Origin of the sequence: Streptomyces odontomachi (assembly GCF_024435355.1) — a bacterium.
Classification (GTDB): domain Bacteria; phylum Actinomycetota; class Actinomycetes; order Streptomycetales; family Streptomycetaceae; genus Streptomyces; species Streptomyces odontomachi.
On record NZ_JAMJWG010000025.1, the window covers coordinates 22,982 to 44,681 of the forward strand.

Consider the following 21,700-nt stretch of genomic DNA (forward strand, 5'->3'; position numbering starts at 1 on the left):
GCAGCACGGCCGGCAGGGGTGCGGGCGGCAACGCCCCACCCGCATCCGCCGCCCGTCACGGAACCCGTGGCGGGCGGCGCGCGGCAGGCCGTCACCCGTGTCACGCACCACACGCACCACTCGGGTGCGCCGCCGCGCCGGGCGCGCCTACCGGGTCCGGGCCGCCGCCCCCGCCCCGACGTCGTCGAGGATCACGGCCAACGCCCCCCGCACGGCGGAGTCGTCGGGGAACACGCTGGCCACCACCTCCGGCGGGAACGGCACCGCCTCCCGCACCCGCGCCTCCAGTGCCGCCAGCACCCGCCGCCCCGAGGCCATCATGCCGCCGCCCACCGCGATCCGCTGCGGATCCAGCACGGTCGCAAGGTTGGCGACGTGCACCGCGAGCTGGTCCAGCGCCTCGTTCACCAGCGCCTGCACCCGCGCGTCGGTCGAGGCGAACAGGTCGGCGGCGGTCGGCGCGCCCCCGAGCAGCTCGGCGCCGCGGCGGGCCAGCCCGATGCCGGAGACGTACTCCTCCAGCGGCGCGCGCCCCGAGGCGACGCCCGCCGTGTCGGCGGGGCCGCGCAGCAGGTAGCCGATCTCACCGGCCGCGTCGTGCGCGCCGCCCAGCACCCGGCCACCGACGATCAGGGCCGCCGCGAGGCCGGTGCCGACGTTCAGGTAGATGCCGGGGTCGGCGTCGCGGAGCGCACCCCATCGGGCCTCGGCGAGGCCACCTGCCTTGACGTCGTTGGCGGCGGCCACCCGATCGATGCCCAGGCCCTCGCGCAGCAGCGCGGGCAGGGACAGGTCCTCCCAGCCGGGGATGTTCGGGGCCAGCAGCACCCGGTCCTCGTGCACGACGCCGGGGCTGGCAGCGCCGACACCCAGGCAGCGCCCGCCGGTCGCCGCCGCGGTCTCGCCACGCAGCCGCTCGGCGGTGTGCAGGGCGCGGTCCACGGTCTGCCGTGCGCCGCGTGCGGCCTCGGTGCCGATCCTGGTCTGCCGCAGGATGCGACCACGCAGGTCGGCGGTGGCGACGGCGACCTTGGTCCCGCCGACGTCGATGCCGAGCACGAAGTCCGTCGGCCGGTCGTTCACGTGATCTCCTGCGGGGCCTGCGGGGTGTCGGGCCGCTGCCCGGACGCGCCGGCAGGGCCGGCCAGGAAGTCCTCGCGGATCTCCTTCGGTCCGAACGGCCAGACGTGTTCGACGCGGGCCCACACCAGGAACGCGACGACGCCCAGCGCCACCCACGCCAGCGACCACTCGATGGGGTGCAGCCCGGGGTTGTTCTTGTCGGCGAAGACGTAGACGGTGAGCCAGCCGGCCAGCGCGACGAGGCTCGGCAGCGGATAGAGCCACATGCGGTAGGGGCGGTGCAGCCCGGGCTGCCTCCTGCGCAGCACCGTCACCGCGGCGACCTGCGCGAAGGACTGCACGATGACCATGGTCGTGGTGAGCAGGGTGATGAGCACGGTCAGCGGCGGGGTCTTCTCGGACGTGCCCACATGGCGGCTGATCAGGAATGCCGCCGCGGTGATCGCCACCATGCTGACCAGGCCCAGCACCGGGAAGCGGTGCTTGCGGTGCAGCCGGCCGAACTGCCGGAAGAAGACCTTGTCGCGCGCCGCGTCATAGGGCACCCGGGAGCCGCCGAGCAGGCCGGCGAGGACCGAGGTGAAGGCGGTGATGAGGATCAGCACGGTGATGACGTCCGCCGTGGTCTTCCCCCACGCCTTCTCCAGCACCACGGCCGCGACCGACTGCGACGCCGGGTTGGCCGGGTCGATCATGTCCTTCCAGTTGATCACCCCGAGCGTGCCGATCTGCATCAGCAGGTAGATCACCATCACGCCGCCGATCGCGAGGACGATGGACCGCGGTATCACCCGTCCGGGGTTCTTGACCTCGGCGCCCAGGTACGCGGTGGTGTTGTAGCCGAGGTAGTCGTAGATGCCGATGGTCAGGCCGGCGGCGAAGCCCAGCCAGAACTTGGAGGTGCCGAGCGCGAAGGCGCCCGCCGGGTACGTGAAGGCGTCATGGGCGTGGAAGTGGGTGAAGGAGGCGATGATCACGCACGCCACGCTGACGATCATGATCAGCCACAGCACGGTGGCGAGCCGGCCGATCGACTCGATCCGCCGCCACAGCAGCACCACGACCGCCAGGCACATCGCCAGGCCCACCAGATCGCCCTGCCCGCTGCTCATGGACGGCCACAGATACGTCAGGTACTGGACGAAGCCGGCGACGCCCGTGGACATGATCAGCGGGATGAAGAGCATGGCGGTCCAGGTGAACAGGAACGGCATCAGCCGCCCCGTGCGGTACTGGAACGCCTCGCGCAGATAGATGTACGAGCCGCCGGCGCCGGGCATCGCGGCGCCCAGCTCGGCCCAGATCAACCCGTCGGTCAGGGCGAGGACGGCGCCCGCGACCCAGCCGATGACCGACTGCGGGCCGCCGAAGGCCAGCACCATCGCCGGGATGGTGATGAACGGGCCGACGCCCACCATCTGGCTCATGTTGATCGCGCTCGCCTGGAACGGGCCGATCCGTCGCACGAACCCGGGATCGGTCGTCCCGGACCCGCCATCGGCCCTGCCGTCCGTACCGGCCATCGAGCCCACCTCCTCCGGCTGCCGCAGCGCACCGCCAAGACATCGTCGTCAAGGGAAGAACGGGAAGCGTCCTCCCGTCCAGCATCAAGTTAAGGTGCTTAACAAAATCAGGTCAACAGTCCGGCCCAAACCGGCGGACCCGACCCGCCCCACACCGCCACCGCACTCCCCGTCTCGTAACCTGGACCTCGCGCGCGGCCGCTACGCAGGCCACACGCACCACACGGAACGGCGGCCAGGGGGACGATGCGCAGCGGGGTGACCGGGGACGACGGGCCCGTTACCGGGCCGGGGGACGACGGGCCCGCCACCGGACCCGAGAGCGACAGGGCGACCACCGGACCCGAGGACGGCGCATCCGTCACCGGGCCCGAGGACGACAAGCCCGCCAACGGACCCGAGAGCGACAGGGCGACCACCGGGCCCGGGAGCGACAGGGCGACCACCGGACCCGGGAGCGACAGGGCGACCACCGGGCCCGAGGACGGCGCATCCGTCACCGGGCCGGCGGACGGCCTACCCGCAACCGGGACGAGGGGCGAAGCGCCTCCGACCGGGACGAGGGGCGCCGTCCCCGGCGGCAGGGCGGCGGACGAGGCGTCCGGCGGCGGCGTGCGGCCGCCCGTGCCGGCCGCACGACCGTGGCACCGCGGTGTCCTGCGCAGCTTCAACGAACGCACCCTGCTGGACGCCCTGCGCGCCGCCGGCACCACCTCGCGCGCCGAACTGGCCCGCGCCACCGGCCTGTCCAAGCCCACCGTCTCCACGGCGCTGGCCAGCCTGGAGCGCGCCGGCCTGGTGCGCCGCACCGGGGAGGTCGCCCGCGGCCGGGGGCGCGGCCGGGCCGCCGTGCTCTACGAGGCGGACCCCAGGGCGGGTTACGTGATCGGCGTGGACGTCGGCCGCCGCTGGCTGCGCGTCGCCGCGGCCGACCTGGACGGCACGGTCGTCGGCCGCCGGGACGCGCCCAACACCGCCCGGACCGCGGACGCGATGGTGCGGGACGCGGCCCGGCTGGCCCGCGCGGTCGCCGCTGCGGCGGGGCTCGACTGGCAGCAGGTGGTGCACACCGTCGTCGGCAGCCCCGGCGTGACCGACCCGGGCACGCACCAGGTGCGGTACGCGGTCAACCTGCCCGGCTGGGGCCGCAGCGGGCTCCTCGAACGGCTCCGCGCCGAACTCGGCACCGGCCTGGACGTACGCAACGACGCCAACCTCGCCGCGCTCGGCGAGTACGCGCGCGGCGCCGGGCAGGGCACCCGGCTCTTCGCCTACCTCTGGGTCGGCACCGGCCTCGGCGCCGGCATCGTCTCCGACGGGAAGCTGCTGACCGGGGGCCGCGGCGCGGCGGGCGAGATCGCCTACCTGCCGCTCTTCCCGCTGCCCGAGCCGGCCGAGGCGGCGCCGCCGGCCGGCGAGCCGGCGGACGGCACGGTACCGCGTGGCTCGCTCGAGGACGCGGTCTCGGCCGGCGCCGTGGTGCGCCTGGCGCACGCCATGGGGATGCCGGCGGATACGACGCGCACCGCCAAGGACGTGTTCGCGGCGGCGCGCGCCGACGATCCGACCGCCCGGCGCGTCGTGGCACGTGAGGCCGTCCGCCTCGCCCACGCGGTCGCGGCGCTGGCCGCGGTGCTCGATCCGGAGCTGGTCGTGCTCGGCGGTGGCGTCGGCCGCAACGGCGACCTGCTGCTCGCACCGCTGCGCGAGGCGCTGCGCGAGCTGACGCCGCTCCGGCCGCGGGTCGTGTCGTCGTCGCTCGGGGACGATGCGGTGCTGCTGGGGGCGGTGGCGATGGCCGCGGAAGCCGCTCGGGAGCGGGTGTTCGACACCCGCACCCACGGGTAGGCGCGTCTTGCCCTGGAGGCGCCCGCTGCGCCTCATGCGCGGTCGCCGTCGGCGACAGGCAGGACGCGGCGTGCCGTAACGCCCGCCCTCGTCTCCCGGCATCGACAATGGATCACGGCAGGTCGCGCCGCCGGGGAACGGAAGCCGTGGCAAAAGGAGCCGTATGAAGTTCGGGATCTCCACCTTCATCACCGACCAGAGCATCCGGCCGGTCCCCCTCGGGCGGGCGTTGGAGGACCGCGGGTTCGACTCGCTGTTCATCGCCGAACACAGCCACATCCCGGCCGGCCGCGAGACGCCCTATCCGGGCGGTGGTGAACTGCCCGACATGTACTACCGCACGCTCGACCCCTTCGTGGCGCTGTCCGCGATCGCCACCGTCACCGAGCGGCTGCTGGTGGGCACCGGCATCGCCCTGGTCAACCAGCGCGACCCGATCCACACCGCGAAGGAGGTGGCGTCGCTCGACCTGATCTCCGGCGGGCGTGCCGTCTTCGGTGTCGGCGTCGGCTGGAACCGCGAGGAGATGGCGAACCACGGCACCGACCCCGCGACCCGCGGCCGGCTCGTCACCGAGCGCCTGCGCGCGATGCGGGAGCTGTGGACGAAGGAGCAGGCCCAGTTCCACGGCGAGTTCGTCGACTTCGACCCGGTCTACGCCTGGCCCAAGCCGGTGCAGCAGCCGCACCCGCCGATCTACGTCGGCGGCGGCAGCGGGGCCTTCCCGCGGGTCGCCGAACTCGGCGATGCCTGGCTCGCCAACAGCCTCCCGCCCGAGGAGCTGGGCCCGATGATCCAGGACCTGCGGGACCTGGCCGGCCGCCAGGTCCCGGTGACGGTCTACGCGGTGCCCGACAAGCCCGAGGTGATCGAGCGCTATGCACAGCTGAACGTGGAACGGGTGCTGTTCTACCTGCCCTCCGACCCCGAGCCCGCCGCCCTGACGCATCTCGACCGTTTCGCCGAGGTCGCGGCACGCTTCGGCTGATGCCCGCACTGACCGCGGCCGAGGCACGGACACGGTTCGCGGCATCCCGCGTCGCCCGCCTCGCCAGCACCGACGCGGCGGGCGTCCCGCACCTGGTGCCGGTGGTCTTCGCGGTCACCGGCGACCTGGTGATCATGGCCGTCGACCACAAGCCCAAGCGTTCCACCCGGCTGAAGCGGCTGGCCAACATCCGTGCCAACCCGGCCGTCTGCCTGCTCGCCGACGACTACGAGGAGGACTGGGACCGCCTGTGGTGGGCACGCGCGGACGGCCAGGCCCGGGTGCTCCCGCCCGCCGAGGAGTCCGCGCCCGCCGCGCACCACGTGGAGCTGCTCGTCCGGAAGTACCCGCAGCAGTACGCCGGGCACCCACCGACCGGCGAGGTGGTGGAGGTCCGGGTCACACGGTGGACCGGATGGCGGGCGTCATAGCCGCGGCCGCCTCACCAGGGGCCTAGGACGACGGCCCCGCAAGGCGCCGGCTCGGTGACGACGTGGCCCTGCACGTGGTCGACCTGCGCGACCGCCTGCCGTTCGCCGACGGCGCGTTCGACGACGTGGTCGCCTCGCTGGTGCTGCACTACCTGGCGGACTGGGGGCCGACGCTGGCCGAGTTCCGGCGCGTGCTCAGGCCCGGCGGCCGGCTGATCGCGTCCGTGGATCACCCGTTCGTGGCCTACACGTTCGAGGAGCCGCGGCCCGACTACTTCGCGACCACCAGCTACACCTTCGACTGGAGGTTCAACGGGCAGTCCGTCCCGATGAGGTTCTGGCGCAAGCCCCTGCACGCGATGACCGACGCCTTCACCACCGCCGGTTTCCGCCTCACCGCCATCAGCGAGCCGCAGCCCGACCCGGCCGCCCGCGAGCTGTTCCCCGACGGCTTCCACGACCTTTCCACCAAGACCACCTTCCTGTTCTTCGTCGTGGCGGCACCAGGGCCGGCCACCGGCTCGGACGGCCAGCCCGAGAAGTAGCTCGTCCGGTCATGCCGGACGGCCCGCCAGGGCAGGACCGGCGGCAGAACGAGTACGTCCGCTACCGCAAGCCGCTTGCCTGAGACGGCGAAACCCCCGGCAGCACACCGGGCCGCCCACCGGCCGGCGAGGTGGGCCGGGTGGCGGGCGGCACAGCGGGGTGCGGTCAGTACTCCACGGCGCCGATGTCCGGTGCGCCGTGGTAGAGGCTCGTGCCCCGGTAGTCGACGCCGCCGTTGTCCGTCACCGTCGCGCCGGCGTCGATCAGTGCCGAACCGGCCGTGGGGGCCCAGCCCAGCGCCGTGTCCAGTTGCGGGCCGGTGTCGGCGGTGCCGTAGGGGCCGGACACGGACGGGGCGGCGAACCGGGCTTCGCCCTTGACCGCATGGGTGTCGCCGGACGGGATCGGCAGGGTCGCGCCGCCGTAGAAGTCGGTGTCGTAAGTAATAGTGGAGCTGGTGGTGAGGGCGGCTCCTGCCGTGGTCGAGTAGAGGGCGTTGTCGCGCAGGGTGTAGTGCGCGGCCAGCGAGGATCCGTAGCCGTAGACGAGGGACGTGCCGCCGTTGTCGTTGTAGACGGTGTTGTTGTGGATCAGCGCCGTCGCGGCCTTGTCCGAGTGCAGGTACAGGGGGTACCGGGAGCTGCGGGCGACGATGTTGTAGCGCGCGGTGACGTCGCCGAAGGCGAACTGGCAGAAGAGGATGCCGTCGCCGTTGTCGTGCACGAAGTTGTACTGGAGGGTGACCGCCGTGGTCGCCTTGTCGGCGTCGATGCCGTTGAAGTCGGCGCCGCCGGCCTTCTTCACCGTCCCGTACACCTCGTTGTGCTGGATGGTGACGTCGTCGGCGAAGTAGGTCTCGATGCCGGAGGTGCCGGCGTGGTGGACGACGTTGTGGTCGACGGTGGCGTGGCGCACGTCGGTGAGGTAGACGCCGTTGCAGCCGTAGTCGGTGCCGGCCTGGCTGATGAAGTTGTCGTGGATCGAGACGTTCGTGTGCGGGGCGAAGGCCGCGTCCGAGGCCGAGGTGCGGGTGCCCCAGCCGGTCGCGGTCGCCGACGGGGCGTCTCCCGTGTACTGCTTGACCACGATGCCCGCGAACGAGGTGTTGCTGATCGTGGAGTGCTGCACGGTGATGTCGTCGAGGGTGGTGGGCGTCGCGGGCGGGTTCGCCGGGTCGGGGACGGTCGTGTCGAAGACGATGCCGCCGGTCTTCTTGGAGCGGTCCCAGCCGGTCTGGAAGTGCACGCCGGTGGCGTCGTCCGCGGTGTCCCCGCCGATCCAGTTCACCTCGCCGGTGACGTCGTGCACGGTGACGCCGTCGACGAGGACGTGGCCGAGCCGCTGGGAGTCGTCGCCGGTGACATGGATACCGCGCAGGTCGGCCAGGTTCGCACCGGGCGTGCCCGTCGCCGGTGCCATGTTGCTCACGTCGATGCCGCGGATCGTCCAGGAGGACTGGTTGAACAGCTTCACGGCGTCCGCGACCCGGCCGCCTCCGGCGATCGCGGGCTGGGCGCCGGAGCCGTAGGAGTCGACCGTGATGGGCTCCGCAGTGGTGCCGGAGCCCTTCGGCCACAGCTGGCCGGTCCAGGTGCATCCGGACTTCAGCAGGACGCTGTCGCCCGGCTGGAAGGTGGTGGCCGAGACCTTGGCGAGGCTCTGCCACGCGGTGTCCGGCGAGGTGCCGGCGCGGGCGTCGGCGCCGCCGGAGCAGTCGACGTAGTAGGTGGTGCCCGTGGCCGCCGCGGCGGGCGTGGCGGCGGCGGTGAGCGCGGCGCCGGCGGTGAGCGCCAGCGCCGCCAGCAGGCCTGCGGCGTGACCGAGTACGGCCCTTGCGCGTGGTGCCCGGTTCGGTATGGACATGGTTGTGTCCACCTTCTGGTGAGATATGCCGTAAGTCCTTCGGACCTCCTCCCGCCGACACCCAGACAACCAGAGGTTTGAAAGGTTTCACAGCCCGCATGCGACCCAGACCGGTGGCGGAGCAGGTTCAGGACTCGAGCGCCCCACGCGTACGCGCCCGCCTCTCACGCCGCCCCGGTGCCCGTCCGGCCCGTCGTGGCCAGCGCGTTCAGCACCCCGGCCGCGAGCGCCGCCCGCTCCGCCAGCGCCGCCGTCTCGGCGTACTCGTGCCGGGCGTGGGCGCCGTCGCCGACCGCGCCCAGGCCGTCGAGTACGGGCAGGCCCAGCGCCGCCGCGAAGTTGCCGTCGCTGGCGCCGCCGACCGCGCACTCGGCGAGGTCGACGCCCAGGTGCGCCGCCACGTCACGGGCCAGCGCGTACAACCGGGCGGTGCCGTCGAGGCGTTCCATGACGGGCCGGTTCCAGCCGCCGTGCACCGTCACCGACGCCCGGGGGTCGTGCGGGCGCAGCGCCGCTAGGGCGGCGTCGACGCGGCGGGCCTCGGTCTCGCTGGCCACCCGGACGTCCAGCTCGGCGCTGGCCCGTCCGGCGATGACGTTGGGGCGGGTGCCGCCGTGCGCCACGCCCGCGTTGACGCTGGTCCCGGCGGAGAGATCGGTCAGGGCGTGCAGGGCGATGACGGCCCGCGCCAGTTCGTCGACGGCGCTGGCACCCGCGGCCGGGTCGAGCCCGGCATGCGCCTCCACGCCGCACACCTCGACCTGGAACAGGCCGACGCCCTTGCGGGCCGTCTTCACAGCGCCGCCGGCAGCCGCCTCGAAGACGAGGGCCGCGCACGCCCCGTCGGCCTCGGCCTCGATCACCGGACGGGAGGCGGGGGAGCCGATCTCCTCGTCGCCGCCCAGCACCAGGCGCACGGGTGGCGCGGGCAGGCCGGCGGCCCGCAGCGCGCCGAGTGCCCACACCGCCTGGACCAGGCCGGCCTTCATGTCGAACACGCCGGGTCCCGTCATCCGGCCGTCCGCCACGGTGAACGGCCGCTCGTGCAGCGTGCCGAGCGGCCACACGGTGTCGTAGTGGGCGAGCACCAGCACGGGGGCCCCGGTGCCGGCGTAGTGGTGGACGACGGTGTCGCCGTGCGGGCCACCGTCGATCCGGCGAGCCGACTCCGGTGTGCCGAGGCGCCACGTCAGCCACGCGAGCAGATCGTCCAGGCCCCGGTCCAGGCTGGCCTTGTCGTCGCTGGGCGTCTCCCGGCGCACCAGGCGTGCCACGTCGTCGATCAGGTCGTCGTGGTGGGCGGTGAGCCAGGAGTGCAGGGCGGTGACCGGGGTTTCCTGGGCCGGGTCGGGGGTCGTCATCGGATCGCCGTGCCGCATGCCGTCTCCAGGTCGGTGAGGTTGTGCTCGCTCATGGCGCGCTCGCCGGACTCCACGGCGGCCAGCTGCTCCAGCAGCGCCGTCAGCAGGGGGACGGCGACCCGGTGCCGTTCCGCAAGGGCGAGCACCGGCCGGTAGTGGTGGGGGACCTCGGCCGGCCGCCTGCGCACGGCGATGTCCCGCCAGATACCGCTGCGGTCCTTGGGCTGGGTGCGCAGCCAGGCCACGAGACGGTCGGTGGCTGCGGCCCGCGCCGCGGGGTCGGCAGCGGGGAGGTAGGCGGCCGGGTCGAAGGCGTCGAACGGCTCCAGGGTCAGGTCCAGGGCACCGGCGACGGCGAAGGCCTCACCGGCCAGGGCGTACATCAGCGGCCGGCGGGCGTCGATGACGTCGGCCATCGGTGCGTCGACGAGGGCGGTCGCGGTGAGCATCGCGCCGAAGCCGAGCTTGGCCCACAGATGGCCGGCCACGTTGCCGGTGGCGCGGGCCGGGCCCCACGCCTGGAGGTCCGCCACCGTCTCCTCGACGCGCGGCGTGATCCGGCCGTCCGTCTCCCCCACCACCAGGGCGCCGGCCCCGCCGTCCCGCACCACGCCGGGCTCGACCACGTCGGCGAAGAGGTTCACGAACGCGCCGACGGTGCGCTCCGTGCCCACGTGTGCGGCGATCCGCTCCTCGTTGAGGCCGTTCTGGAGCGAGACGACGAACCCGTCGGGGGCGAGGCGGGGCGCGAGCCAGCGGGCGGCGGTGTCGGTGGCGCCGGCCTTGACGCACAGCAGCACCCGCCGCCAGGGCCCGTCGGCCTCCTCCAGGGTGCGCGCGGTGACGGGGACGGTGCGGTCGCCGTCCGGCCGGCGCAGCGTGAGACCGCGCTCGTTCAGGGCGGCGACATGGGCCTCGTCGGCGTCGACGACCAGCACGTCGTGCCCGGCGCCGGCGAGGTGGAAGGCGAGGGTGCCGCCGATCGCGCCGCCGCCGATGACGGTGTACTGACGGCTGGTCATAGGGGGTTCTCCTCGGTGGTGTCGAAGGGCGACGAGGCCTGCTGGGCGTCGGACGGCGGGGCGGCCTGCTGGACGTCGGACGGCAGCGAGGCCTGCTGGACGTCGGTCAGGCCGCTCCAGTGCAGCGGTAGCGCCGTGGTGCCGGCGGTGGCGCCGCCGTCCACGCGCAGCACGGTCCCGGTGACCCAGCCGGCCTCGTCGCCGGTGAGCCAGCGCACGGCGCCGGCGATGTCGTCCGGGCGTCCACGGCGGCCCAGGGGGTTGGCGGAGACCGCCGCCGCGTACTCCTCGGTGACCGGGTTCGCGGTGGAGTCCACGGTGACGAAGCCGGGGCTGACCGCGTTGACGCGGATGCCGTGCTGGCCGAACTCGACGGCGCAGGACCTGGTCAGCATCTCCAGCGCGGCCTTGGACGTGCAGTAGTGCGCGGCGCCGGGCCGGGCGCGCACCGCGGCCCCGGAACTGATGTTGACGACCGCGCCGGGCAGCCCGGCGGCGACCCGGGCGCGGGCGTAGGCGACGGTGGTCAGCAGCGCCGCCCGCACGTTGACGTCCATGACGCGGTCCCACAGCCGGTGCGTCATCTCCAGCAGCGGGACCGCCGGGTAGATGCCGGCGGCGTTGACCAGCGCGGTCACCGGGCCCGCGGCGTCCGCGGCGCGGCCCACCACCGCTTCGGCCTCCTGCGGGTCGGCCAGGTCGGCGACGAGGTCCAGCACCTCCACGCCGTGCCGCCGCCGCACGCCGGCCGCCGTCGCGGCCAGTTCCGCGGCCCGCTGGTCGACCAGGGTCACCCGCTGCCCGGCGGCGGCGAACGCGTCGGCAACGGCCGCGCCGATCCCGCTCGCCGCACCGGTCACCAGGACGTGGCCCGGCTCGCTCATGTCAGCTCCTTCGCCTTCGTCTCGGGCATGGTGGTGTAGACGACGACGCCGACCAGCGCTGCCGCGGCGACGTAGACCCAGATCAGGTCGTGGTGGCCGTGCGTGCTCAGCCAGGTGGTGACGTACGGGGCGGTGCCGCCGAACAGGGCGACAGCGAGCGCGTAGGGCAGGCCGATGCCGGTGGTGCGCACCTCCGGCGGGAACTGCTCGGCCATGATCACCGCGCAGTTCGCCGAGTAGCCGACGATGAACACCATCCCGACCAGTTCGATGCCCAGCAGCGTCCAGAAGCCCGCCGACAGCAGGTGCAGCAGGGGCCAGGCGAGCACCAGGAAGCCGGCGGCGAAGGCGGTCAGCGTGGGCTTGCGGCCCAGCCGGTCCGAGAGCAGCCCCCCGAAGGGCAGCAGGACCAGGAAGACGGCCAGCGCGATGGTGTTGGCCAGCAGGGCGCGGCTGAGTGGCGCTCCGGTCTCGATGTGCGCGTAGGACGGCATGTAGCTGACCCACACGTAGTAGATGAGGGTGCCGGCGACGGTGATGCCGACGACGCGCAGGGCGGCACGCGGATGGTCGACGAGCATGCTGCGCAACGGGTTGCGCCGGGTGCCGTCCGACGCGGCGAGGCGCCGGAAGGAGTCGGTCTCGGGGACGTTGAGCCGCAGCCAGAGCCCGACCAGGCCGAGCAGCCCGCCGACGCCGAAGGCGATGCGCCAGCCCCACGATTCCAGGGCCTGCTCCCCCAGGAGCGCCGTCAGCACGGTGCCCATCAGGGAGGCGATGAGCGCTCCGGCACCGACCGACACCTGCTGCCAGGAGCCGGCGAAGGCGCGGCGGCGCGGCGCTGCCGACTCGATGAGGAACGCCGACGACGTGCCGAACTCGCCGCCGGCGGAGAACCCCTGCACCAGCCGGGCGACGACGAGCACGACCGGCGCGGCCACCCCGATGACCCCGTACGGCGGGCAGACGGCGATCAGCAACGAGGCGCCGGCCATCAGCGAGATGGTGAGCGTCATGCCCTTCTTGCGGCCGTGCCGGTCGCCGTAGGCACCGAGCAGCGCGCCGCCGATCGGGCGCATCACGAAGCCGACCGCGAAGACCAGCAGGGTCGACAGCAGGCTGGTGGTCTCGTCGTGGGACGGGAAGAACTGGCCGGCGAAGAGGGTCGAGAAGGTCGTGTAGACGGCCCAGTCGACCCATTCGACGGCGTTGCCGATGGCCCCGGCCACGATGGCCCGGCGGCGGGCAGGGCCCAGCCGGGTGCCGGTTGCGTCCGACGGTTGCGCGGTGGCCGGGTTCGGGGCGGTGCGGTGCGCGGTCATGTCGTCCCTTCCTGCGCCGGGGCGGCGTGGTCCAGGACGTACCTGGCCAGGTGCTCGTGGGTGGCGAACCAGACGTCGTGCGCGGTGATGTGCCGCAGCAGCTCGTCGAGCACGGCCATGCGGGAGCGGTGGCCGATGATGTGCGGGTGCAGCGTCAGCTGGAAGACGCCGCCCTCGGCGAGCGCCTGGTCGAACTCGTCCCGCCAGATGGACAGCACGCCGCGCGGCGGGGTGTAGGGCCGCAGGGCGCCGTAGCGGTCCATCATGAAGTAGGGGGCGTCGTCGCGTATCCACTCGACGGGGATCTCCACCATCCCGGTGGGCGTGCCCTGCTGCACCAGCTCGTAGGGGTCGTCGTCGGCCATCAGCGACGAGTCGTAGAGCAGGCCGAGCTCCCGGGAGATCGTCAGGGTGTGGTCCGAGAAGTCCCAGGACGGCGTGCGCAGGCCGACCGGGCGACGCCCGGACAGCTGCTGAAGCGTTTCTGCGGCGCGGTGTGCCAGCTCCCGCTCGACGGACTCGTCGAGCAGCATGTTCCGCTCGTGGATCCAGCCGTGCAGGGCCACCTCGTGCCCGGCGGCGGCGTAGGCGCGCACCTCGTCGGGGTGCAGCAGCGCCGAGACGGCCGGCATGAAGAACGTGGCCGGCGCCCGGTGGCGCTCCAGCGTCCGCAGGATGCGCGGCGCCCCGACCCGGGAGCCGTACTCGCCCTGCGCGAGCGCCCCTGGACGGGTCTCGCCGTCGCGCAGCGGGATGGTCTCGTGATCGGAGTCGAACGACAGCGCCACGGCCACCCGCGCCCCGCCCGGCCAGTGCGCCGGGCGCAGCGGCCGCCCGGCGCGGATCGCCTGCACATGGCCGCGCCAGACGGCCTCGTCCCACTGCCAGGGGTGCGGTTCGGTGTGCGTCATCGGTCGCCTTCCTTGTCTTTCCTCGTGGCCGGCGGAGGGAGGGGGCCGTGCCCGGACGGCCGGCCTTCGGAACCCGCGGTGGGCGTCGGGGTCCAGGCCCGCTTGAGTGCCCTGGTCTGCAACGTCACGTCGCTCGCCCGCAGACCGGGCAGGCCGCCGACGACCTGGGTGGTGTACGCGTACAGCTCGCCGTAGTGGCGCAGCACGATCTGGCCGACGAGATTGAAGCGGCCCGTGGTGGCGGACAGGTACTTGGTGCCGGGGTGCCGGGCGAGCAGGGTGCCCGCGCGGTCCAGCTCGCCGGGCTCCACGGCCAGCCAGAGCATGAACTCCACGCCGTAGCCGAGGGTCGCGGGCTCGGCCAGCGTCCTGAAGCGCAGACAGCCCCGCTCCACCATCGACTCCACCCGGCGGGCCGCGGTCCGCTCGCTGCACTCGACGCGCTCGGCCAGCTCCTTGAACGGCATCCGCCCCACCTCGCCGAGGGCGCGCACGATCCGCAGGTCGAGCGGGTCCAGCTCCTCCGGGGCCTGCTCCCAGTAGCGGTCCTCGAACGGCCCGGGGGCCGCGATGCGCAGCTCCTCGACGGCCGTCCCGTCGAGGATGCCGGGGTCCCAGTCGTGTGCGGAGGTGAAGGTGTGCATGACGGGCAGGGACTCGGTCTCCACCACGGGAAGCTCCCCGAGGTCGCCGCCCATCACCTCCCCCAGATCCTGGTAATCGGGCACGACCAGCTCGGCGACGCAGTCGGTGCTGCCGGCGACCGCGGCGACGAACCGCGTCTGCGGGCGCCCGGCCAGCGCCGCGGCCACCTCCGGTGCGGTACCGGGCCGGCACCGGCAGCGCACCAGGGCCGGTACGCCGAGCCCGCACCGCAGCACGTCGACGACGCCGATGACCCGCAGCAGACCCGCCTCTTCCAGGCGCCCGGCCCGCCGCATCACCGTGCGCGCCTCCGCACCGACGTGCCGGCCCACCTCGTTCCAGGTGGCCCGCCCGTTCAGCTGCAAGGCCGCGATGATCGCCCGATCCAGCGGGTCCAGCCCGTTCGACGTCTGCATGCGAGACAGCATGGATGTCCGAGAACGACCATGGCAAGTCTATCCATGACATTTTCCGTCACCACAGCCAAGTGATTTGCCGCTCACGGGCACCGAGGGTCGACCGGTCCCCCGGAGAAAGCACGAGGCCCCGCCCGCACCTACGGGTGCGAACGGGGCTGTTCCGTGTCATGTCCAGGCAGCGGGCCGGTCGTGGGTTGCTCGCGCAGTTCCCCGCGCCCCTTCGAGGTGGACGGGGCCACCGTTCGCCGAGCGACGCGCAAAAAGGGGCGCGGGGAACTCCGCGACAAACCCCGACGAAACCGCCAGATCACCACCACCCGAAGGGGCACCATCGACCGAGGCCCGGGCCGCAGGCCCGCCAATGAAAGCACCCGCAGCACACGGCACACGCCGCCCCGCAGGGAGCCGGCCATTCGACGCGCGGCGCCGAAAAAAGGGGCGCGGGGAACTGCGCGACAAGCCACGACGAAACCGCCAGATCACCACCACCCGAAGGGGCACCATCGACCGGGGCCCGGGCCGCAGGCCCGGTAATGAAAGCACCCGCGGCACACGGCACACGCGGCCCCGCAGCGAGCCGGCCATTCGACGCGCGGCGCCGAAAAAAGGGGCGCGGGGAACTGCGCGACAAACCCCAACGAAACCGCCAGATCACCACCACCCGAAGGGGCACCATCGACCGGGGCCCGGGCCGCAGGCCCGGTAATGAAAGCACCCGCGGCACACGGCGCACCGCACCGCGCAAGCGGGCCCCGCCTGCCGGGAAACCGGTCAGGCGGACCGCTCCGCCACCTTCGCCTCGAACGCCGCCAGCGCCGCCGCCCCCACCGCCTTGTCCTGCGCACCGTTGCCGCCGCTGACGCCGACCGCGCCGATCACCTCGCCCTCGTGGACGATGGGGAAACCGCCGACGAAGGCGGCGAAGCGGCCCGGGTGCATGTGCTGGATGCCGAACGCCTCGTTGCCGGGGAGGGCCGGCCCGTTCGGTGTCTCGTTGAAGAGGTGGGTGGCGCGCTGGTGGCCGGCGGCCGTGAACGCCTTGGCGATGGCGATCTCGACGCCGGTGAGGCGGGCGCCGGTCATGCGGTGCAGCGCGATCGGGTGGGCCCCGTCGTCGGCGATGCAGATGGTCTGCTTGACGCCGATCCGGGCGGCCTCCGCTTCGGCGGCCTCCAGCATGACCAGGGCATCCTCCAGGGTCAGACGGAAGACGGAGTACATCAGCTCTCCTGGTAGTCGCAGTAGACGGTCTTGGTGTCGGTGACGAAGTCCAGCGCGCCGCGGCCGCCCTCGGGGAAGGCTCCGGAACTGGCGGCGCCCCAGCCTCCGAAGGGCGGCGCGACGCCGTTGCCCGTGGTGCGCTCGTTGACCTTGACGATGCCGCAGCGTGCCCGGTGCATGAAGCGTCCTGCGGTGCCGAGGCTGGTGGTGTGTACCGCGGTGACCAGGCGGTTCGTCGCGGAGTTGATGGCGGTGACGGCCTGGTCGGTGTCGTCGACGGGCAGCACGGAGAGCAGCGGGCCGAAGATCTCCCGGGTGTTGATCGGGTGGTCGGCGGGCACTCCGGTGAGGACCGTGGGCAGCACCCAGTGCCCGTCGGGGTCGGTGTCGGGCGCGAGCGCGGCCTGGCCTGCGACGGTGGCGCCGGCCGCCGTTGCGGAGTCCAGCAGGGCGGTGAGCCGGTCCCGTTGGGCGGCGGTCGCGGCCGGGCCGACGTCGGCACCCGGGTCGTCGCCGCGGCCGGCGGTGAGCTTGGCCGCCTGCTCGCCGAGGAGGGCGGTGAACTCGTCCAGGACGTGCCGTGCGACGAAGACCCGGTCGGTGGCCGTGCAGACCTGGCCGGTGAGCCCGAAGGCGCCGCCGGCCACCTCCCTGGCGGCCCGCGGCAGATCGGCGTCCGCGCAGACCAGGACCGCGTTGTGGCCGCCCAGTTCGAGCTGCAACCGGGCGCCGGGCGCCGCGGTGCGGCGCAGCGCGGCACCCACCGCGTCCGAGCCGGTGAACGACACGGCGCGCACCTCGGGCGCCCCCACCAGGGCCTGCATCGCCTCGGGGTCGTCGCCCTGCACGACGTGCAGTACCTCCGGCGGGATCCCGCCGCGATGGCAGGCGGCGGCCAGCCGGTCACCGACCGCCGGGGTGACCGGTGATGGCTTGAACACGACGGTGTTGCCCGCGGCCAGCGCCGGGGCGATCTTGCGGGCGGCCAGCGAGATCGGGAAGTTCCACGGGGTGACCGCCACGACGACACCGAGTGGCACCCGCAGCGTCCAGGACGCGGCGCCCGCGGACTCGCGGGGATACGTGCTGCCCTCGACGAGGAAGGCGAGCTGCGCCGCGAGCCGGAACTGCTCGACGGTCTTGGCGACCTCCCCCCGCGCCGAGCCGAGCGTCTTGCCCTCCTCCCGGCAGATCAGCAGCGCGAGATCCGCGGCGTCGGCGGCCAGTTCCTGGGCGGCGCCGTGCAGTGCACGGGCCCGCTCGCCCGCGGTGGCAGCCGCCCAGTCGACCCAGGCGGCGTCCGCCGCGCGCACCGCTTCCGCGGCCTGTCGCGGGGTGGTGGCAGGCAGTTCCGTGACCACCTCGGACGGGGCGGCCGGATTGGTGGACCTCATGACACCACCACCGTCCGCTGGCCGCTGGTTGTCGCCCTCTGGCGCACAAGTCGTTTTCTCGACAAGATGGGCCTCCTGGTCCGATCGATCGGGCGCCGGCGCCGTCTGCCACACGCTGACCGGTTTGCTCGTCCTCCCCACCCAGCTTTGGGGCGCCCGGCCCCAGCGGCTTCGTACAAACCGCACCTTCGCCGCGGGAGGATGTAGGCAGATGGCACAAGACGGTTCCGATGTGACGGTCGAGACGCTGCTGGGCGAGCCGGTGCTGCGTGGGCGGCTGCTGGGCGGCAAGGCCGGCCTGCGGAGGCGGGTGAGTTGGTGCCTGCCGCTGTCCGAGATAGCGCCGACGCCGGTCGGGCAGGCCCCGGACGAGGAGGACCTGGCGGGTATCGCGGTGTACGCGGCCGCGGCCGAGGTCGCCGCGGCCGGCGACCCGAAGACGCTGCTGACGTCGCTCGCCCGGCGCGGCGCCGCCGTGCTGTTCGCCCGGACGCAGGGCGGTGCCGACGTCGACCTCGGCCCGGTGATGCGGGCGGCGGACAGCGCGCGGCTGCCGCTGGTGCGCCTGGCGCCGGAGGCCGACTACCACGTCATCGGGCGGCTGGTGGCGGTCAAGGCCATCGCGGGCACCGCCCATGTGCTGGAGTACAGCGTGCGGGTGCACCGCACGCTCGGCGAGGTGTTCGCCTCCGGTGCCGGCCTGCCGGCGCTCGCCCAGGCCATGTCCACGCTGTCCGGGGCGACCGTGCTCATCCTCGACCAGGACGGCGAGCCGCTCGCCCGGGCCGAGCGGGACCGCGGCGCGACGGACCAGCAGTGGCGGGAACTGGCGAGGGTGCTGCACGGGCAGCAGGACGGCCGGCCCGCGGAAGGCCGCCACCACCCCACCGCCCAGGACGCCGTGGTGGTGGCCCCCTGGGGCGGCCGGGTGCATGTCGTCAGCACACCGGTGAGCGTCGCCGGCGACGCCTACGGCAGCGTCGCGGTGATCGAGTCCGCGCTGCCGCCCGACCCCCATGACCTGGCGCAGCACCGGGTGATCGTCGAGCAGGGGGCGCCGCTGGTGGCGTCGGAGATCCTGCGGCAGCGCTCGGTCACCGAGGCCGAGGAACGCTCGCGCGACGACTTTCTCGACACCCTCGTGCACGGGCGGTTCAGCGACGCGCACGCGCTCCAGGCCCGCTCCCGGCACCACCGGTTCGACTGCGGGGCGCGGCACGCGGTCTTCGTGGCCGCCCTGCCCCCGCTCGGTCCGGCGCGGGCGCAGCAGGTGCAGCGCGCGGTGATGGCGGCGCGTGGCGTGGCCGGCAAGGGGTTCACCATCGCCGGTTACGTCGGCCAGTTGCTGGTGCTCGTACGGGAGGTGGCGGCCGGTGACGCTGGTGCCGGTGCGCAGCTGGCCGCGCCGGCCGAGAAGGGCGAGCTGCGGCGGCTGGGGCGGGCGGTGTTCCGGGTGCTCTCGGAGCGCACCGGTACGGACGTGCAGGTGGCGCACGGGCGGGCCGCGGACGGTGCGGCGGGCGTCGCGGCCAGCTTCCGGGAGGCGCGGATCGCGTTGGAGCTGTCCCGCCGGGTGCAGGTGCCGGAGGTGTGCGGATACGACGAGCTGCGGGTCTTCGCCGCCATCGAGGAGGCGGCGGCCGGGGCGCAGGCGCAGGCGTTCGCGGCCGAGGTGCTGGGGCCCTTGCGCCGGGCCGACGGGCAGACCGGCAACCTGGAACAGGTCGTCCTCGCGTACATCGCGGAGTCGGGCAACCTGAACGCCGCGGCGCGCCGCCTCCAGCTGCACCGCAACACCATGCTCTACAAGCTGGAACGCGCCTCCCGCGCCCTCCAGATGGACGTGCGCTCCGCGGAGACCCAGTTCACGGTGTGGCTGGCGCACCGCATCCAGACGCTCAACGACTCCCTCCAGGTGCTCCGCTCGGAACTGACCCCGCCGGCCTGAGGCCCGTCGCCCGGGTCGCGAGCCCGCCGCGCCCCGGAGCCGCCCCCCGGCGCGCCGCCGGGCGCGCGTGGTCGTGCCCGGCCGGCGGCGGGTCGACGGGGTCGGTGCCCACATAGGTGAACGCGTACGAGGCGAGCGCCACCGCGGCACACACGGTGAACACCACCACCAGCTGCTCCGGGCGGGTGCCGAGCAGCGCCACGCACGCGGATCCGAGCGCCATCGCGCAGAACCGGATCAGGTTGAAGACGCCGAGGCCGGCACCGGTGCGGCCGGCGGTCGAGCGGGACGCACCGGTCGCGGCCGGGGTCTGCACGAAGGCGATCCCCACACCGGTCAACAGCAGCGCGCCGACGAGTGGCGGCAGACCTCCCCGCACTCCGGTCATGGCCGCCAGCAGGCCCGTTCCGCTGAGCAGCGCCAGCAGCCCGCAGCGCATCACCGTCCGGCCGCCGAACCGCTCCGTCGTCCGCCCTGCGACGGGCGCCAGTACGGCCATGGTGAGCGGCAGCGCCAGCATGGCGAGCCCGGTGCCGCCGGTGGACATCCCGTGGGTGCGCACCAGGTACACCGGCACCGCCAGCAGCGTGGCCCCCAGCACGAACATCTGCGCGAACACCCCGAACGACGAGCGCACATAGCGGACCTCGACCAGCTGCCGCGGGTGCAGGAACGCATCGGCCCTGCCGCGCTCGACCGCCACGAACGCCACAAGACCTGCCACGCCGAGCGCCGCCCCGACCCACACGGCGGGCGAGCCGACGCCGAGCGTGGGCACCGCGGAGGTCGCCGCCATCAGCAACGCGGCCCCGACGGTGAGCAGCAGCGCGCCACGCCAGTCGAGGCGGGGCAGGCCCCTCGCCGGGTCCACCGCCTGCCCCGGCGTCCGCCCCGTCGTCCGGTCCGTCGCGCCATCCGTCGCACGGCCGCTCGTCCGGTCCGCGGGCAGCAGCCGGCTGCCGGCCAGCACCAGCAGGCTGAGCGGCACGATCTGCCAGAACACCGCACGCCAGCCGAGGGCGGCGGCGAGCAACCCGCCCGTGGTGGGCCCGAGCGCCTGCCCGGCGCCGTTGGCCGCCGCCCACAACGACATCGCCCGGCCGCGCCGCTGCGGGCCCAGCACCTGGACCACCAGCACCATCACGACGGGTGTCACGGGCGCCGCCGCGAGCCCCTGGAGCATCCGGAACGCGACCAGCTGCCCGAGGCCGTGCGCGGTGGCCGCCCCCACCGAGCCGACGATCATGCACACCATCGCCCCGCACAGCACCCGGCGCCGGCCCAGCCGGTCGCCGATCCAGCCGGACAGCGGCATGAGGGCCGCCAGGGTCACCGTGAAGGCGGTGGCGACCAGCACGCCACGGCTGAGCGGGGCGCCCAGCTCGCCGAGGATCGCGGTCATGGGCACGTTGACCACGGTGTTGGCCATCGTGGTGGTGACGGTGGCGGTGAGCAGCGGCAACAGGGCCCAGCCGGCGCTGCGGGCGGCGCCGCTCACGGCTCGGCCCGCACGGCGGCGGTGAGTTCGACCTCGACGGGCGCGTTCTGCGGCAGGGTGCGCACCCCGATCGCGGAACGCACCGGCAGCGGGACGCCAGGGGCACGCGGATCCGGGTCCGGCGGTCCGGCGCCGTCCCCCGTCACCAGGTCGCCGTAGGCCGCCACCAGCCCCTGCGACGCCCCGTCGGCCACGGCGGACAGGTCGTGGAAGTCGTCGGTGCACGCCACGTACACCGTCATACGCAGGAAACGGCGCAGCCGGCCCGGGTCGCCGAGGGCGGCGACGAGAGCCGCGACGGCGTTGCGGGCGGCGAGGCCGGCGGCCTCCCGTGCGGCCGGCAGATCGAGCTCGGCGCCGACCCGGCCGCGTGCCACCAGCGTGCCGTCGACGCGTGGCGTCATGCCCGCGGTGAAGGCCAGCGGGCCGTCGACGACGGCGGCGGTGTAGGCGCCCTGGGGCCGCGGCGCGGCACGTCCCGCCGCCGGACCGCCCCGCCCCGTCGCCGCGCCACCGGGCCCGACTTCCCCGTCCGTGCTCCCCCGCATATCCGTACTCGACTCCATGCGTCCAGTATCCAGGTCGAGTTCAGCCGTGAACCATGTGCACGATGACCTGAAAGGACGCGGATGCATGGGCGTCCCGCACAATTCACAGGCGCCGCAACTCCGCAGCGTGTGCGCGGAAATGGGAGGGAAATGCGACGGAAACCCGGGGAATCACGAGGGCGCACTCTGCACAATTAGACTCCCGCACAATGTGCACTGTTCCTCTGTGGCGTGGCAGCGCGGCT

At 73.8% G+C, this 21,700-nt stretch carries 17 protein-coding genes and 1 pseudogene; 5 read left to right on the forward strand and 13 right to left on the reverse strand.

The window, feature by feature from the left end; all coding sequences use genetic code 11:
* Positions 1-147: 147 nt before the first annotated feature.
* Entirely contained in the window at positions 148-1,083 is a 936-nt protein-coding gene (locus NQO67_RS36180) for an ROK family protein (protein WP_255954696.1), read from the reverse strand.
* The gene (locus NQO67_RS36185; RefSeq protein WP_255954697.1) at positions 1,080-2,606 is read right to left on the reverse strand and encodes an APC family permease; all 1,527 of its coding nucleotides are present in this window, start codon (positions 2,604-2,606) and stop codon (positions 1,080-1,082) included. Before NQO67_RS36185 ends, NQO67_RS36180 begins: the two co-directional genes overlap by 4 nt.
* A gap of 612 nt (positions 2,607-3,218) precedes the next feature.
* Here NQO67_RS36185 and NQO67_RS36190 point away from each other — a divergent pair.
* From NQO67_RS36190 to NQO67_RS36205, 4 genes and pseudogenes are all read left to right on the forward strand, one after another.
* Positions 3,219-4,454, forward strand: a complete 1,236-nt coding sequence (locus NQO67_RS36190; RefSeq protein ID WP_255954775.1) for an ROK family transcriptional regulator — start codon at positions 3,219-3,221, stop codon at positions 4,452-4,454.
* A gap of 163 nt (positions 4,455-4,617) precedes the next feature.
* On the forward strand, positions 4,618-5,442 hold the full coding sequence (locus NQO67_RS36195) for an LLM class F420-dependent oxidoreductase (RefSeq protein WP_255954698.1): 825 nt from the start codon (positions 4,618-4,620) through the stop codon (positions 5,440-5,442).
* A complete protein-coding gene (locus NQO67_RS36200; RefSeq protein WP_255954699.1) occupies positions 5,442-5,873 on the forward strand; it encodes a TIGR03668 family PPOX class F420-dependent oxidoreductase in 432 nt (143 codons plus the stop codon). The genes NQO67_RS36195 and NQO67_RS36200 overlap by 1 nt, the downstream gene beginning before the upstream one ends.
* A 38-nt stretch (positions 5,874-5,911) precedes the next feature.
* Positions 5,912-6,418, forward strand: a pseudogene (locus NQO67_RS36205) (class I SAM-dependent methyltransferase); the annotation flags it as partial.
* A 166-nt stretch (positions 6,419-6,584) separates the two neighbouring features.
* Here the strand turns inward: NQO67_RS36205 and NQO67_RS36210 are convergent.
* From NQO67_RS36210 to NQO67_RS36250, 9 genes are all read right to left on the reverse strand, one after another.
* Positions 6,585-8,282, reverse strand: coding sequence for a right-handed parallel beta-helix repeat-containing protein (locus NQO67_RS36210; protein ID WP_255954700.1), 1,698 nt, complete (start codon positions 8,280-8,282; stop codon positions 6,585-6,587).
* A gap of 164 nt (positions 8,283-8,446) precedes the next feature.
* Positions 8,447-9,643 carry a M20 family metallopeptidase gene (locus NQO67_RS36215; RefSeq protein WP_255954701.1) on the reverse strand — a complete coding sequence of 399 codons (1,197 nt, stop codon included), beginning with the start codon at positions 9,641-9,643 and terminating at the stop codon, positions 8,447-8,449.
* Entirely contained in the window at positions 9,640-10,665 is a 1,026-nt protein-coding gene (locus NQO67_RS36220; RefSeq protein ID WP_255954702.1) for a ketopantoate reductase family protein, read from the reverse strand. Before NQO67_RS36220 ends, NQO67_RS36215 begins: the two co-directional genes overlap by 4 nt.
* Complete coding sequence (locus tag NQO67_RS36225; protein WP_255954703.1) at positions 10,662-11,549, reverse strand: SDR family NAD(P)-dependent oxidoreductase; 888 nt, start codon at positions 11,547-11,549, stop codon at positions 10,662-10,664. Before NQO67_RS36225 ends, NQO67_RS36220 begins: the two co-directional genes overlap by 4 nt.
* Entirely contained in the window at positions 11,546-12,871 is a 1,326-nt protein-coding gene (locus tag NQO67_RS36230; RefSeq protein ID WP_255954704.1) for an MFS transporter, read from the reverse strand. Before NQO67_RS36230 ends, NQO67_RS36225 begins: the two co-directional genes overlap by 4 nt.
* Entirely contained in the window at positions 12,868-13,782 is a 915-nt protein-coding gene (locus NQO67_RS36235) for a polysaccharide deacetylase family protein (RefSeq protein WP_255954705.1), read from the reverse strand. The genes NQO67_RS36230 and NQO67_RS36235 overlap by 4 nt, the downstream gene beginning before the upstream one ends.
* Positions 13,779-14,843: an Lrp/AsnC family transcriptional regulator gene (locus tag NQO67_RS36240; RefSeq protein WP_255954706.1), complete on the reverse strand. Its 1,065-nt coding sequence runs from the start codon at positions 14,841-14,843 to the stop codon at positions 13,779-13,781. The genes NQO67_RS36235 and NQO67_RS36240 overlap by 4 nt, the downstream gene beginning before the upstream one ends.
* Before the next feature lie 774 nt (positions 14,844-15,617).
* The gene (locus NQO67_RS36245) at positions 15,618-16,067 is read right to left on the reverse strand and encodes a GlcG/HbpS family heme-binding protein (protein WP_255954707.1); all 450 of its coding nucleotides are present in this window, start codon (positions 16,065-16,067) and stop codon (positions 15,618-15,620) included.
* Positions 16,067-17,461, reverse strand: coding sequence for an aldehyde dehydrogenase family protein (locus NQO67_RS36250; protein WP_255954708.1), 1,395 nt, complete (start codon positions 17,459-17,461; stop codon positions 16,067-16,069). The genes NQO67_RS36245 and NQO67_RS36250 overlap by 1 nt, the downstream gene beginning before the upstream one ends.
* Positions 17,462-17,672: 211 nt before the next feature.
* Here NQO67_RS36250 and NQO67_RS36255 point away from each other — a divergent pair, with 211 nt between their 5' ends.
* Entirely contained in the window at positions 17,673-19,409 is a 1,737-nt protein-coding gene (locus NQO67_RS36255; protein ID WP_255954709.1) for a helix-turn-helix domain-containing protein, read from the forward strand.
* Here the strand turns inward: NQO67_RS36255 and NQO67_RS36260 are convergent.
* Positions 19,360-20,907: an MFS transporter gene (locus tag NQO67_RS36260; protein ID WP_255954710.1), complete on the reverse strand. Its 1,548-nt coding sequence runs from the start codon at positions 20,905-20,907 to the stop codon at positions 19,360-19,362. The two genes, NQO67_RS36255 and NQO67_RS36260, sit on opposite strands and share 50 nt — an antisense overlap.
* Positions 20,904-21,473 (reverse strand): RidA family protein, encoded by a 570-nt coding sequence (locus NQO67_RS36265; protein WP_255954711.1) that lies wholly within the window; start codon positions 21,471-21,473, stop codon positions 20,904-20,906. Before NQO67_RS36265 ends, NQO67_RS36260 begins: the two co-directional genes overlap by 4 nt.
* Between the last annotated feature and the right edge of the window lie 227 nt (positions 21,474-21,700).

What these genes read in the sequence shown, in the direction of transcription:
- NQO67_RS36220 (WP_255954702.1), bottom strand. Translation starts at nt 10,665, where the DNA reads ATGACCAGCCGTCAGTACACCGTCATCGGCGGCGGCGCGATCGGCGGC.
- NQO67_RS36250 (WP_255954708.1), bottom strand. Translation starts at nt 17,461, where the DNA reads ATGAGGTCCACCAATCCGGCCGCCCCGTCCGAGGTGGTCACGGAACTG.
- NQO67_RS36225 (WP_255954703.1), bottom strand. Translation starts at nt 11,549, where the DNA reads ATGAGCGAGCCGGGCCACGTCCTGGTGACCGGTGCGGCGAGCGGGATC.
- NQO67_RS36215 (WP_255954701.1), bottom strand. Translation starts at nt 9,643, where the DNA reads ATGACGACCCCCGACCCGGCCCAGGAAACCCCGGTCACCGCCCTGCAC.
- NQO67_RS36210 (WP_255954700.1), bottom strand. Translation starts at nt 8,282, where the DNA reads ATGTCCATACCGAACCGGGCACCACGCGCAAGGGCCGTACTCGGTCAC.
- NQO67_RS36195 (WP_255954698.1), top strand. Translation starts at nt 4,618, where the DNA reads ATGAAGTTCGGGATCTCCACCTTCATCACCGACCAGAGCATCCGGCCG.
- NQO67_RS36230 (WP_255954704.1), bottom strand. Translation starts at nt 12,871, where the DNA reads ATGACCGCGCACCGCACCGCCCCGAACCCGGCCACCGCGCAACCGTCG.
- NQO67_RS36235 (WP_255954705.1), bottom strand. Translation starts at nt 13,782, where the DNA reads ATGACGCACACCGAACCGCACCCCTGGCAGTGGGACGAGGCCGTCTGG.
- NQO67_RS36245 (WP_255954707.1), bottom strand. Translation starts at nt 16,067, where the DNA reads ATGTACTCCGTCTTCCGTCTGACCCTGGAGGATGCCCTGGTCATGCTG.
- NQO67_RS36185 (WP_255954697.1), bottom strand. Translation starts at nt 2,606, where the DNA reads ATGGCCGGTACGGACGGCAGGGCCGATGGCGGGTCCGGGACGACCGAT.
- NQO67_RS36240 (WP_255954706.1), bottom strand. Translation starts at nt 14,843, where the DNA reads ATGCAGACGTCGAACGGGCTGGACCCGCTGGATCGGGCGATCATCGCG.
- NQO67_RS36200 (WP_255954699.1), top strand. Translation starts at nt 5,442, where the DNA reads ATGCCCGCACTGACCGCGGCCGAGGCACGGACACGGTTCGCGGCATCC.
- NQO67_RS36265 (WP_255954711.1), bottom strand. Translation starts at nt 21,473, where the DNA reads ATGGAGTCGAGTACGGATATGCGGGGGAGCACGGACGGGGAAGTCGGG.
- NQO67_RS36255 (WP_255954709.1), top strand. Translation starts at nt 17,673, where the DNA reads ATGGCACAAGACGGTTCCGATGTGACGGTCGAGACGCTGCTGGGCGAG.